Source organism: Butyricimonas paravirosa (genome assembly GCF_032878955.1).
GTDB classification, from domain to species: domain Bacteria; phylum Bacteroidota; class Bacteroidia; order Bacteroidales; family Marinifilaceae; genus Butyricimonas; species Butyricimonas paravirosa.
Genome location: NZ_CP043839.1, coordinates 2705779 through 2719330, shown reverse-complemented (window position 1 = coordinate 2719330; position 13552 = coordinate 2705779). Strand labels below are relative to the sequence as shown.

General features: G+C 43.4%; 10 protein-coding genes and 1 riboswitch. All 10 genes read left to right on the top strand.

What is annotated here, in order from left to right; translation table 11 throughout:
• The first annotated feature begins 2 nt into the window (after positions 1-2).
• The 10 genes from F1644_RS11260 to F1644_RS11215 all read left to right on the top strand — a co-directional run bounded on the left by F1644_RS11260 (position 3) and on the right by F1644_RS11215 (position 13484).
• Positions 3-2381 (top strand): thioredoxin domain-containing protein, encoded by a 2379-nt coding sequence (locus F1644_RS11260; RefSeq protein ID WP_118304527.1) that lies wholly within the window; start codon positions 3-5, stop codon positions 2379-2381.
• A gap of 52 nt (positions 2382-2433) precedes the next feature.
• Positions 2434-3063 carry a hypothetical protein gene (locus F1644_RS11255; RefSeq protein ID WP_118304526.1) on the top strand — a complete coding sequence of 210 codons (630 nt, stop codon included), beginning with the start codon at positions 2434-2436 and terminating at the stop codon, positions 3061-3063.
• Positions 3064-3127: 64 nt separating this feature from the next.
• Entirely contained in the window at positions 3128-3862 is a 735-nt protein-coding gene (locus F1644_RS11250) for a hypothetical protein (protein ID WP_118304525.1), read from the top strand.
• Between the two features lie 222 nt (positions 3863-4084).
• Positions 4085-6919, top strand: coding sequence for a M16 family metallopeptidase (locus F1644_RS11245; RefSeq protein ID WP_118304524.1), 2835 nt, complete (start codon positions 4085-4087; stop codon positions 6917-6919).
• Positions 6920-7160: 241 nt separating this feature from the next.
• Entirely contained in the window at positions 7161-7607 is a 447-nt protein-coding gene (locus F1644_RS11240) for a 2-dehydro-3-deoxyphosphooctonate aldolase (RefSeq protein WP_118304523.1), read from the top strand.
• 129 nt (positions 7608-7736) lie between these two features.
• Positions 7737-8252: a YceD family protein gene (locus tag F1644_RS11235; protein WP_229782343.1), complete on the top strand. Its 516-nt coding sequence runs from the start codon at positions 7737-7739 to the stop codon at positions 8250-8252.
• Positions 8253-8268: 16 nt separating this feature from the next.
• Entirely contained in the window at positions 8269-8454 is a 186-nt protein-coding gene (gene rpmF / locus F1644_RS11230) for a 50S ribosomal protein L32 (RefSeq protein WP_027201828.1), read from the top strand.
• Positions 8455-8564: 110 nt separating this feature from the next.
• On the top strand, positions 8565-9566 hold the full coding sequence (locus F1644_RS11225) for a beta-ketoacyl-ACP synthase III (RefSeq protein ID WP_087419029.1): 1002 nt from the start codon (positions 8565-8567) through the stop codon (positions 9564-9566).
• Positions 9567-9704: 138 nt separating this feature from the next.
• A riboswitch (cobalamin riboswitch) is annotated at positions 9705-9906 on the top strand.
• A gap of 138 nt (positions 9907-10044) precedes the next feature.
• Positions 10045-12264 carry a TonB-dependent receptor gene (locus F1644_RS11220; RefSeq protein ID WP_118304522.1) on the top strand — a complete coding sequence of 740 codons (2220 nt, stop codon included), beginning with the start codon at positions 10045-10047 and terminating at the stop codon, positions 12262-12264.
• Positions 12265-12299: 35 nt separating this feature from the next.
• Positions 12300-13484 (top strand): HmuY family protein, encoded by a 1185-nt coding sequence (locus tag F1644_RS11215; protein WP_118304521.1) that lies wholly within the window; start codon positions 12300-12302, stop codon positions 13482-13484.
• Positions 13485-13552: the final 68 nt, after the last annotated feature.

The window sequence follows — 13552 nt, the reverse complement described above, 5'->3', positions numbered from 1 at the left end:
GGATGAGAAGAAGTGTTGTTTTAATTGTCTTGTTTTGGGCGATGGGCTTGAATGCTCTCGCCCAAACACAAGGCATTATGTTTGAGCCTACCCGGTCGTGGAAGAAGATCGTGGAAAAGGCTCGGAGCGAGAACAAGTTGATTTTCGTGGATTGTTACGCTGATTGGTGTGGCCCATGTAAACAACTAGCATCGCAGGTGTTCACGCAAAAAGAAGTGGGAGATGTTTTTAACAGCCACTTTGTCAACGTGCAGTTTAATGTAGAGAAAGATGCTGATGGCAAGGTGAATGTTGCGAAATGGGGAGTTGCTTCTTTACCAACGCTCGTGTTTATTGATCCGAAGACGGAACAGGTTATCGGAAAGCTTGTCGGGGCGGGTGATGCCGCTTGGCTTGTGAATGGGGCGAAAGCCGTGTTGGATCCTGCCAAGCGGTTGGATGTATTGGCAACCCGGTATAACGCAGGGGAGCGGGAGCCGGCATTTCTTTTGGAGTTTATTAAGGCTCTGGGGAGTGCGGGGATGAATGCCGAGGTGCAGCAAGTGGTGAAAGAGTGGCTTGACGGGTTATCACTTGATCAATTGGCGACACCGCGGATGTGGCCGATCATCATGCAGTTTGAAAATGACCCGTTGTCGAAAACGTTACTGATGGTACGGGATCATATTGATCGTTTTTACTCTATTCCCTTGGAGAACCAGCGGGCAATGGTGGACGCCACGTTAATGGGGGCGATGGTGCAAACGGCAATGGAGTTTTCCACGAATCCCAATCTTGGCATTTATGAACAGGATCGGTTTAATGCTTTTGTCGATTATCTGGATCAGGCAAAAGAGGGGCCGGGGAAAACGATGGCTGCCGTGTGGTTGAACACGTCGCAACTCGCCCGGCAAGGGGACTGGAAACAGATGTTGGAGGCGATGCGGGAGGTGGAGAGGGAGAATGTTTTTCCTCCCCAGTTGTACGGGCCGTATTTCTCGTTTTTCATGCAGGCATTGACACAGGTGAAAGAGCAGAAGGCGGCCGTTGAGGCCGGTTTGAAGTGGTTGGACGAGTTGATCATGGCGGCTTCGGGGGAAGATGTTGTTTCCTACCAGACACGTGCCATGATGTATGCGGGGAAAGCCGCTTTATGGCAGGCTTTGGGAAAATCCGCCGAGATGAAGAAGGCGCAGAAGGAGATGGAGAAGTATGTTAATTTGCTGAAAGCGAACGCGGGAAACCACGTGAATGAACAAATGTCGGGAGTTGTTCCGGGAGGGGTTTCCCAAGGATTGGGGGATAGTCAGGCAAGCCGGGAGATCACGTTGAATTACGAGTTCCGGCAAGGAGTCCCGGTGGTGAAGGTGGAGATTAACGGGCATACTTATTACTTTTTGTTTGATACTTGCGCGGGCATTACTTGCGTGTCCGACAAGCTGGTAAACACGGAGAAGTTAGCTTATCAGCAAACCGGGAACACGATGCAGGGGATGGGTGACCAAGTTGTCATGGCAGAGATCCCGGTGCTTTCGCTAGGTGGGCTTGTGCTGAAAGGCAGGCAGGCGGCCGTGATGAGCGAGCATAACCCGGTTTTCAAGCATTTGGGAGTTGACGGGACGATCGGGGCGAACGTGATTAACGAGTTCGTGGTGACGATTGACGCGAGGAATAAAACGATCACGCTTTCGGATCGGGTGGATCCTTCTATTTCTCGATGGGAGACGTTGAAGCTTTGGAACAATGTTCCGTTACTTTCGGTCAAGGTGCAAGGAAAAGGTGAAGTTCATGATGTTCCGGCTCTGTTCGACACGGGGAACGGAACGGGAGCTATCGGGTTGCCCTCGGTGGAAGGGTTTGAACAATGGACACAAGCGGGAATTATCGGGGACGTGGAAGAAGGGAACGGCTTTATCGGGACGATGGTTGGCGGTATGGTGAAGACGGATAAGCTTTACCGGGGTCGGATGACCGGACTTCATCTGGGAGATGCCGTTTTCAAGAAGATGCCGATTATTACCGGGGGAATCGGGTATTTGTTGCTCTGTTTCAAAACGACGGATTTAGGGGTGTTTACTCTTGATTATCCAAACGGAAGGTACCACTTTGAACCTTATGTCGATGCAAGCGTGTGGGAAGGCGATAGCCGTCCCGTGATGACGGGGTCGGATAACGGGGTGTTGAAAATCGCTGCCGTGTGGGGTAAAGAGGCGAGCAAGCGGTTGGCCCCGCGATGGACGGTGATCGCCTTGGACGGGAAACCGTTGGAGAGCATGGCCTTGGATTCTCCCAATATCGACGAAATGATCCGTGAGCGTGGGGTAAAAACGGTGACCGTTCGAGATACGGAGGGGAAAGAGTATGAAGTGAAGGCGGAGGTGTTTTTACCAAGTATGAGATAGTTTGAATATGATTAAGATGGTTGCATGACCAAATTCATTAATGTAAAAAATTATGAGAAAACTCTTATTGTTACTAGTGGTTACAATAATATTTTTTAGTTGTCAAAATAAGAATGTAATTTTGGACGAAGAGACGTTAGGATTCTCTAGATCGAATTGGGAAATATTAATACCTAATCCTGTCCCTCCAGTATGGACATTTGGTGTTTTTTATAGAAAGTTCGTAAAAGATGAATTTAATACAAATTCTGATTATCAGAATCTTGTCGCTTTTGATATGTATACAGAATCGATGTTTACATCGCTTGGAAGTAATTGGTTTGAATCAACTCCATTATTGAAACTTTTTGCTTATCAAGTATTTTGTGCAAATGGAAATGAGCCTATTCCCATGGGGTTTGATACATCATTACGTTTGGATGAAAAAGAAGGAGGTGTTTATCATACGCAGTGGGGAATATTTTTTTTGAAAGCTGGTGTTGGACCTAATTACGTTTCTCGTTCAGTATTTAATCACGAACTTGTACATGCATTCCAAGATAAAGTTTGCAATTACACGATGAATATTAACACGAGGCCTCTTGTTGAATTTGAAGCAGATATTGCTACTGATGCATTGGAGTTCGTGTGTAATAAAGGATCTTTTCCAAACGATTATGAACCGTTTCTATTATCAAGCTGATGCATTGCTTTGTATTACTTATTGGAAACAAACGATTTAAATGTAATTTGTAAAACGAGAATTTATGAAAAAAAAATTGTTTTTATTGGTATTTACTATTATGAGTTATTTCTTGGTAAATGCACAAGTTCATATAGATACTCTTTTTTTGGGTAATTGTGAGTTATTGAATTCTTCCGGTTTTCTATCGATTCATCCTAAGGAGTATAAGGTTATCATGATCCCGTTTTTTGTGAAGGGGAAGAATGTGGCTATTGATTTGTTGGATATTCCTGTTGAAATTGATCCGGAGTTGGATAGAGAACAATACCAAAAGGCTGTAGATAATCATCCGTGGACACGTTGGGCAGATGAGATGGAAACGAGAGTGTTCAGTTCTGATTTGATGAAAATGGTGGAGAATAAAGTGGATTCGCTCGGTTTAAAAACTACAATTTATGGAAGTATTTATTTTGACAAAAAGGGAAAATTACTCTCGTACGAAATAGTTATCCCTTCAGATATTCTTGATTTTTTAACAGAAGAACTACTGGGACAATTTCAAGCAGTGTGTCTTGATGAGGTTGGTGGGGGGAACGTGCCGAAGAACGTGTTAAATTCTGTATTTCTGAGGTTGTCAACGGAAGAATTTCTTGAATCCATGAAGAAATCGGTTTTGGAATATCAAGAGAAAATGAAAAAAGGAAAAACACCATATAGAGGGCATTTTTTTAATCACTTTTTACCAATTAAAGATCGTCCAAAATCAGATTATGGTAAATTGGAATTTAGAAGATATTTAAATAATAGTGTTGAATAGGCTTCGCTTTAATGAAAATGCTAAATGAGATGAAGTTTTATAAAGGTCATAAAGTTATAGATCCCTTGAGATTAATTTTCCAGTAACTTTGTATATAAAGGAGGAATTTCGAGAACGACTATAAATTTTATGATCTTGTAAATACGTGTGTGTTATGGTTATATATCTTCCTTCCTCCATGTATGGTGGAAGGAGAAATTGTTATGAATTATATCATATATTATGAGAACAATATTACGACAAATTATCTTGGGGATATTCTTGTTGGTGGCGGTAAGTAGTGTTGCTTCTGCCCAACAATTGAATATGGGGGATATACTCCCTCAAGATACAAATGTGAGGGTTGGAAAACTTGATAATGGGATGGGGTATTATTTGAGGCATAATGCCAAGTCGACGGGATTGGCGGATTTCTACATTGTGTATGATGTGGGATCAGTTCAAGAAGAGGATTCACAAAATGGATTAGCGCATTTCTTGGAACACATGATGTTTAACGGGACAAAGCATTTTCCGGATGATAGTATGATCCGGTGGCTGGAGAGTATCGGGATGCAGTTCGGGACGAACTTGAATGCCGCCACGGGGATGGAAATGACGTATTACCAGTTGACGCAAGTCCCGCTTAAGCGGGAAAGTATCGTGGACTCGATGTTGTTGATCTTACACGACTGGTCTGGGTATTTGGCTTTGGAAGATAAGAAGATTGACAAGGAACGGGGGGTGATTATAGAGGAGTTACGGCAACGGAATAATGCCCAATTCCGGGTGGGTAATAAGGCGGCTATTTCCGTTTTTGGAGATACTCGTTATGCACACCGGAATATGCTCGGTACGGAAGAGTTCCTGCGTACGTTTGATTCTCAGATGCTTCGAGATTTTTACAAGTGCTGGTATCGTCCGGATTTACAGGCCGTGGTAATTGTCGGTGATTTCGACGTGAACGAGATGGAGGCGAAGTTGAAGAAAGTAATGGCGGATATTCCTGTCGCTCAGAATCCGAAAGCAAAGGAGGTGATTCGGATTCCGGATAACGTGGTTCCTGTTGTGACGGTGATCACAGATCCGGAACAACAGACGTGTAATGCAAATTTTTATATCAGGCGAGCGGCTGTTCCAAAGGAATTGAATAACCGGGTCGGGGCGACTTACATGAACATAATGATCAATATTGCCGCAGCCATGATGAACACTCGTTTTGGGGAGCTGGCGCAACAGGAGGGATGTCCGTTCGCATCTGCCCATTTGCAGAATGTTCCGCTGACGAATACTTGTGATGCGTTGGAATTGCAGGTCGTGGCACGCGGAGATGCTATTGCGGAGGCTTTCACCTCAGCGTATGGAGAGTTGGAACGAGTGCGACGTTTCGGGTTCACGGAGGAGGAATTGGAGCAGGTTCGCACGGGAATCTTGAGAGGTGGAAAGTATGCGTACGAGACTGCTGGGGACCGGGAAACCGGGATGCTAGTGTGGGAGTGTATCAATCATTACGTGAAGAATACGCCCTTGATGTCTCCGCGACACAAGTGGGCGGTTACGCAATTGATGTTGATGAAACAGGTGACATTGCAGGAGGTTAACGAGTTGGTACAGCAGCTAATCTCGCTTGCTAATAACGTGTTGGTTATTTCCGCCCCGGAAAAGGCGAAGAGGGTTTTACCCGAAACGGAGATTCTGGAAAATTTCTTCTCGTGGGTTCGAACGGTTGAGATGGAACCTTACCAGACTGAAAAAATTGATCGACCCCTCTTGTCTGAAGAGGTTATTTCTGGTCGTGTTATAAAAACCAAGAAAGGGAAATATGGTTCGACCGTGTGGATGTTGAAGAATGGTATCCGAGTTGTAGTGTTACCAACCACGGATACTCCGTATCAGATCGTCATGAGCGGTCAGGCGAGTGGGGGACTTTCCATGATTCCCACGGAGGATTATTATTCGGTTTCGATGCTCGCACAGGTGGTGAGTGCTTCGGGAGTAGGGGATTTCACTGCAGAGCAGTTACGAAAGGTGTTGGGTAGCAAGGTTGTTAACATACAACCTACGATTAATCGTTTTTCGACAGATATAAACGGAAGTGCCGCGAAAGGAGACGTGGAGACCATGTTACAATTGACGTATCTGTATTTTACACGTCCTAATTTTGATCGGGGGCGTTTGGATATGGTAATCGAGGCGAACCGGAAAAATTTGGAAAATTCAGTAAACTCTCCGGATTTTGTCATGACACAAATGGTGAATAAGATCACGTATGGTGACCAACAGCGAACACGAATTCCTGATGAACAGATCTTGGCAGGTATTGATTGTGGTAAAATTAGCTCTTGGTATCGTAATTTGTTTACTGATGCGGCAGGTAATTATACTTTTTATTTTGTCGGGGATATTGACATGGAAACTTTCAAGCCTCTGGTGGAAAAATATATTGGAGGACTTCCTGCCGGGAAGCAACAATTGGGATGGAAGGATGACGGGGTGAGGGTGTTGCCCGGAGTGAAAGAGGAAAGGCAAGAAATACGTATGGAAACTGCCAGAAGTATGGTTAGTATTGGTTACTCGGGCGGGATGGACTACACGCAACAGAATATGATGACGATGGGAATGCTTTCCGCTTGTCTTCAATCACGCTATAATCAAATTATTCGAGAGGAAAAAGGTGGAAGTTACGGGGTTTCCGTGAATGGAACTCTCTCCAGACAACCGATCGGTACGTATGATCTGAAGGTAACTTTCCAGACGAACCCGGACATGGTGGAAGAGCTGGTTCGGGTGGTAAAAGACGAGCTTTTTCAGATTGCCGACAAAGGGCCTGATCCTGAAGATTTAAACAAGCATCTGGAATATTGGCGAAAGATGGAAACTCAAAATGCAAGGAATGTTCAGACTCGTTTGATTTTATTACAGACGTATTACACGTGGGGTGAGGATTGGGATGTTGATTACAATAAATTGTTGAATTCGATCACAGTGGAAAAAGTGCAGGAGCTTGCCCGGAAAATCATGGCTGATGGGAATTTGAAGGAGGTGGTGGTAAATCCGACGACGATGGTTACTCGATGAATGGGCTATGGGTGCACTAGACCATGAACATAGTTTTAACATAGCATCTACACGGCATGAATACTCGTTGGTGTTCATGCCGTGTTAGAAAAGGCATGATGCCGGGTGGTTGGTGTCGAGGAAGGATAGCCTGACATGGGGCCTTGTGGCTCCCTGTTGTTTATTAGAAATAGATTTCTAACCTTTGTAGAGTATATTTTCCTAACTGCTGATTCACATGAATCATTAATTATTCAAAATTATGAAAACGATCTATTTATTTATCTGTATTGTGGTACTCTTGATGAGTTCTTGTGCGACTTCGAAAAAGAGTGTCCGGAAGGGGGAAGCAAACGTCCGGCACGAGCTTTTGGATGCGAGAACTTTTAAGATCACGAAATTTGCTCGTGACAAGACCTATGGGTACACGGAGGATAATCCAATCAAGGTAGGTGGGGGGATGGAAGGCCCTCTGAATGAACAACGCTTTTTGAACGCATTGGCAGGTCCTAACGGAGAGAAGGTTTCGTATAAACGTCAAGGGAGTTGCTGCCCGTTCAAGACCCAAAACGCAGTTTTCGGTGATAGTGGAATGTTGGATATGTACGAGATTAGCATCGAGGGGATGTTCCAAAAAATTATTCTTTATCTGAATATGTACGATTCAGAAACTTTGCAAGTGCCGGTAGGGTTCACATTGCGGAAATAGAAACTTCAAAAGGCGAACACGATTAAGTGGGAGAGAGATACAAGATTTTGTTTCCAAGAAAAAAACGGGTATGAATGTACTGGGTATTATATTTTTTTGTACATTTGTCCCCGTTTTACGTCAAGAGTAGTGGACAGATTGAAAGAATATAAGATAGCCCACAGAGGCTTAGGGGAAGGCGTTCACACTTTCGAGTTTGTCATGGATGGCAGTTTTTTTGATTGTTTTGACGCGACAAAAGGAACGAAAGGAAAAGTAAACGCGAGAGTAAATATCGTGAAATCATCCCTGCTGATGGAGGTTCGGATGACGATCGAAGGGACGGTAGAAGCAATTTGCGATCGCTGTCTGGAGGAAATGGAGTTACCAATTAGCGGAGAATTGAACTTGTACGCGAAGTACGGGGAGAGAGAGGAAGGAAATGATGATGATTTTATTATCTTGGCTCAAGATGATGATTATCTGGATTTGAGTGAACCGCTATATGAGGTGTATATGCTGAATTACCCGCTTCGCGTGGTTCACCCGGAGGGAGAATGTAACGAGGAGATGGAGCATGTACTGGAAGAGTTGACAATGGAAGAAGAGAATGATAAGATTGATCCCCGCTGGGATGAATTGAGGAAATTAATTAATAATAACTAAATAAAACTAGAGAGAAATGGCACATCCTAAACACCGAATCTCTAAACAGAGAAGGAATAAAAGAAGAACTCACGATAAGGCAACGGTTCCTGCAATAGCAAAGTGTTCAAATTGTGGTGCTGCAGTTCAGTATCATACTGTATGCCCGGAATGTGGGTATTACAGGGGTAAATTGGCTATTGAGAAAGCAGTTGTTGCATAATTTTGATGCAATGATAAAGATTGCCTTAGATAATACAGCCCCCTGTACTAGGGGGCTATGATTGTATATAGGTGTCTGATTCTATTATTCAATTTGAAAATTTTTATTTTATGGAAAGGCCAAGAGCGGTAATCACAGGGGTAGGAGCGTATTATCCCGACTATATTCTAACTAACGAGGAGTTGAGCCGGATGGTAGATACCACAGACGAATGGATCATGACTCGAATCGGTATAAAAGAGAGACGTATTTTGCGGGATGCCGGTAAAGGCAGTGCTTACCTCGGGGCCAGAGCGGTGGAGGACTTGTTTCGTAAAACAGGTTTGAAACCGGAAGAAGTTGATTTATTGATTTGCTGTACGGTTACGGCCGACATGCATTTCCCTGCTAACGGGAACGTGATTTCCGATATGGTGGGAATAAAGAATGCTTTTAGTTTTGATCTTAATGCCGGATGTTCCGGTTTCCTATATGGCTTGATCACGGCGACGCAGTACGTGGAGAGCGGGCGTTATAAAAAAGTGATTGTCGTGGGAGCTGAAAAGATGTCCGCGATTACGGATTACACGGATCGGGCAACTTGTCCTATTTTCGGAGATGCGGCTGCCGCCGTGTTGCTGGAGCCGACAACTGAAGATTTGGGGGTAATTGACCACATATTGCGTTCGGATGGAATGGGACGTGTTCACCTACATATGAAAGCAGGTGGTTCTTTGAAACCGCCAACCATTGATACGGTTTTAGCCCGGGAACATTATATTTACCAGGAAGGACAGCCCGTGTTTAAACATGCTGTATCGAACATGGCAGACGTGTCGGTGGAAGTGATGGAACGCAATAACTTGTCCTCGGAGGACGTGGCTTGGCTGGTACCTCATCAGGCAAACCTGCGTATTATCAAGGCTACCGGGGAACGAATGGGGTTACCCAAAGAGAAGGTCATGGTTAATATCCAAAAATACGGTAACACGACCTCGGCAACAATCCCGTTGTGTCTGTATGAATGGGAGGACCAACTGAAGAAGGGGGATAATTTGATCCTTGCTGCTTTTGGTGCCGGATTTACATGGGGTGCCATTTATTTGAAATGGGGATATACTCATAAGGGTTAGATTGTATCGATAATACGATATACGAGGCTGTTCGGTTATTTCCCGAACAGCTTTTTTGATTTCAGAAGATGGGTGTAAGATATTTTAGCTGATTATTAGAAAATAATTGTTTTTTTCATTAAGAAATAAATTATTTTATATATTTGCGTCGATTTTGGTGAGTCCCATGCTATCTGTATGGGATGTAAGGGAATCCGGTGAGAGTCCGGAACAATACCCGTTGCTGTAATCTCTTTCCCGTTACACGGGAAATGCTTAGTCACCTCATGCCACTGGTTCGTCCGGGAAGGCGACATAAGCGGAGAAAGTCAGAAAACCTGCCTGAATTAGATGTTTTTATTGTTCTCGGGAATAAGGATGATAAAAAGGAAAAAATAATAGCTATTGTTTTTATTAACAGTAACATTTATGAAGCCACGGATGTGCGTGATGTGTGCTGTCGTGTGGCGTTTATAATGTTTATGAAAAAATAATAAACATGAAAAGTATCTTATTGCTAGTATGTGGCGTACTTGTATTGAATTTTGCACCAATGTCAAGACTTATGGCGATTCAACCGGAGGTGATGGCTGATACGGTGAAAACGGTAAAATTAACCGGAAAAGTCGTGGATGTTGAAACAGGGGAAGCAATACCTTTATCAACTCTCATGGTGAAAGAGTTAGGTTGGGGGAGTGTTTGCGATACGGAAGGAAAATTTAAAATTGACGTGCCTGCCAATCGTAAAGCAACTTTGACGGTTCGTTCTGTTGGGTATGAGACTCGTGAAGTTGATGTGGCTCCTGGAACGATCTCTGGGCTTGTTATTAAGCTGAAGAAGAGTTTGTTGGATTTGGATGAGGTGGTTATTACAGGTACGAGAACGGAAAAGGTGATTTCCGAGGCTCCCGTGATGACTCGTGTCGTTTCTGCCGAGGAGTTACAACGAAATGATTACGAGAGTATGATGGATGTTCTGGAGTACAATATTCCGGGGCTTCGTTTTAACGTGGACCCTCGCGGTAATAATATCCAGATTCAGGGATTGGAAAATAGTTACATCCTTATCTTGGTTGATGGGGAGAGGTTATCTCAGACTCCCGGGGGACCTATCGATTTCGATCGGCTGAGTACGTCCAATATTAAACGGATCGAGATTTTGAAAGGTGCGGCTTCTGCTCTTTACGGGTCAAGTGCCATGGGTATGGTTGTGAATATTATCACGGATTCTCCGAAACGCTCTTTGGAAGGCTGGGCAAAAGCTCGTTATTCTAAGTTTAATGACCTGCAGTTGGATGCGGGGATCGGGTTGGCTCACAAGGGATTTTTCTCCCAGACTCTTTTTCGTCGTAATTCCACGGATGGGTATGATCTTACGCCCGAAACACCCCAGTCTTACACGATGAATCCTTCACATGATATGAATATAGAGGAGAAGGTAGGATGGAATAATGAACGGACGAAAGTGGTGGCTTCAGCTTCTTTCTATTGGAATGAAGTAGAGAATCCTCCCAAGGGAGAATCTCCAACGCATTATCGCAGTTTAAACAAAACATTCCGGGCATCATTGGAGCATGCCTTCGGGGAAAAGAATAAGTTGTATGCGGTGTATTACGGAGATTTTTATACTCGTAAGACCGTGTATGATTTGATTGATCTTGCAGATAGTACGAATGCGACTTCTCACGAGCAGACAGCCCGTTTGACAGATATTTATAGTCCCTTGAAGAACGTGGAGATTGTTGGAGGAATTGAATGGAATTGGACTCGGAATTATAATAAGATGCAATACGGTAAGGAACAAACCGTGAGAAAAGTGAACGATGCGAATGTTTTCGTGCAGGTGGATTGGCAGATATTGCCGGAGCTGGATTTGGTAGGAGGTTTCCGTTACACGCACCATTCTGTTTTTGGTGACGCGTATACCCCGAAAGTAAATTTGATGTATGCCCCGGGCAGTTTTAAATTCCGTGCCGGGTATAGTCGGGGATTTAAAGCTCCCGGCTTGACGGAGTTGTATTCTGATTTTGACATGGGAAGTGTGTCGCATAATGTTGGAAATCCAGATTTGAAACCGGAGTATTCCAATTATTTATCGGTTTCGGCGGAATATACTTACAATGGACGGTTGAATGCAAGCGTGGAAGGGTACCAGAACACGATAAAAGATAAAATTAATTCTTTTGTTATTGACGTGGAAGATCCGGAACCGGGACAATTGGGAGCAGAAATGCATTATGCAAATGTGGAGGCCGTGCGTATACGCGGGGCAGAAGGAACATTAACTTATTACCCGATTAAGCAATTGTTGCTGAGGGGAACTTATGCTTATACTGATGCGAGAGATCGGGAGACGGATTTGCAATTGTCCGGAAATTCAAAACACGCCTTGAATTTTACCACGACATTACGCGGTAAATTATTGAAACGGGATGGTTCTGTTTCTCTCTCCGGACGGTGGACTTCTAAGAAATTGTCACAGAGTAAATCCACTGAAACGGACGATAGCGGTCAAGAAATAGAGGTGATTCGTGAAAATACAAAACCGGCTTATAGTCTTTGGAAGTTGGTGGCCCAATATACGCCTTGGCAAAAGAAGTTTATGAGGTTGACGTTAACAGGCGGAATTCAGAATTTATTTGATTATACGGACACGGAACATTACACGACGTATGATGCCGGACGTCGATTCTTCGGTTCCGTGATATTCCGTTTCTGACAACATGAGAATCTTTAACTTAATATTGATATAGAATGAAAAAGTTTAATTTAAAATCATGCCTCATGCTATTGGCTTGTCTGGCATTTTCGTTTAACTTTATGGCTTGTACAGATGATGATGGTGACGGTGATGGTCCGGAGGTAGATGATTCTATCCGTACTCGTACTTTTGAATCGGCAGATTATAATAGCGGTTGGAAATATTTTTCTTTTAAAAAAGGAGATTTTGTTGAATTGACAACAGAGCAGGCCACAACAAGTTTGGAGTGGGATGTTGCTTTCAATCGTTATTACGTGAAAACCAATAGTGGGACTTCTGGAAAAGGAAAGGGTGGAGTGCTTGATTCTGGAGCGACAACTTTTGCTGCTGTTACTGGAAATGTGAATTCCGAGTTTGTGGTAGATGATTCTCTGAATATCATGACTACGATGGGAAATTTCACGAAAGATTCTTATAATCCGGGGATAGAATGTGAAGGTTCTAATAGTTGGGCTTGGTATAAATATATGGAATCTACTTGGTATTATAATCACAATGTTTTTGTTTTCCGTTCTGCTGACGGAAAGAATTGTGCAAAAGTGATTTTCGATACTTATAAAGATAAATTAGGAAATTCTGGCCACATTACATTCCGTTATATATATGATGGAGAGGCTGATGCAGACATAGAGCAGGGTGGTGATGAGCCGGAAGAACCGGAAACACCTGTTACGAATAACATCGTTTATCTAGCTTCTTCAAATGCAACAGATCCATGGAAATATTTTTCCTTTGCTAAAGGGGATTTTGTTGAATTGACAGAGGAACAAGCTGCAACCAGCTTGGATTGGGATATTGCATTTCAGCGTTATTATATCCGTACGAATAGCGGAACTTCCGGTAAAGGTCAAGGTGGTGCCTTGGATATGAATAAGACGAGTTTTGATGATGTTCCGAGTGTGCCTAAATCTGGTTATACAATAGATAAGCTGGTTAGCATGATGACCACGATGGGAAGTTTTGAGAATAAAAGTGGAAGTCCTGCTTTCCAATGTAAAGAACAACCAACGTGGGCATGGTTTAATGCTCCTGCAGAAATGAAGTGGTATTATAATAATAACGTTTTTGCTATTCAAACGGCAGATGGTGAACATTGGGCAAAGATTATAATGAAGACCTATAAAGGTACGAATGAAAAGGGAAATATAGAATTTGAATATATCTATCCTGCAAAGTGACAGGAGGTAAATAATAGTGTTTGTCCCCCGGAGTTTAGGCTCCGGGGTAATTTGGTTTATTAAAATCT

Bases quoted from the DNA above. Each gene is read 5' to 3' on its own strand.
- F1644_RS11260 (WP_118304527.1), top strand. From the start codon at position 3: ATGAGAAGAAGTGTTGTTTTAATTGTCTTGTTTTGGGCGATGGGCTTG.
- F1644_RS11255 (WP_118304526.1), top strand. From the start codon at position 2,434: ATGAGAAAACTCTTATTGTTACTAGTGGTTACAATAATATTTTTTAGT.
- F1644_RS11250 (WP_118304525.1), top strand. From the start codon at position 3,128: ATGAAAAAAAAATTGTTTTTATTGGTATTTACTATTATGAGTTATTTC.
- F1644_RS11245 (WP_118304524.1), top strand. From the start codon at position 4,085: ATGAGAACAATATTACGACAAATTATCTTGGGGATATTCTTGTTGGTG.
- F1644_RS11240 (WP_118304523.1), top strand. From the start codon at position 7,161: ATGAAAACGATCTATTTATTTATCTGTATTGTGGTACTCTTGATGAGT.
- rpmF (WP_027201828.1), top strand. From the start codon at position 8,269: ATGGCACATCCTAAACACCGAATCTCTAAACAGAGAAGGAATAAAAGA.
- F1644_RS11225 (WP_087419029.1), top strand. From the start codon at position 8,565: ATGGAAAGGCCAAGAGCGGTAATCACAGGGGTAGGAGCGTATTATCCC.
- F1644_RS11220 (WP_118304522.1), top strand. From the start codon at position 10,045: ATGAAAAGTATCTTATTGCTAGTATGTGGCGTACTTGTATTGAATTTT.
- F1644_RS11215 (WP_118304521.1), top strand. From the start codon at position 12,300: ATGAAAAAGTTTAATTTAAAATCATGCCTCATGCTATTGGCTTGTCTG.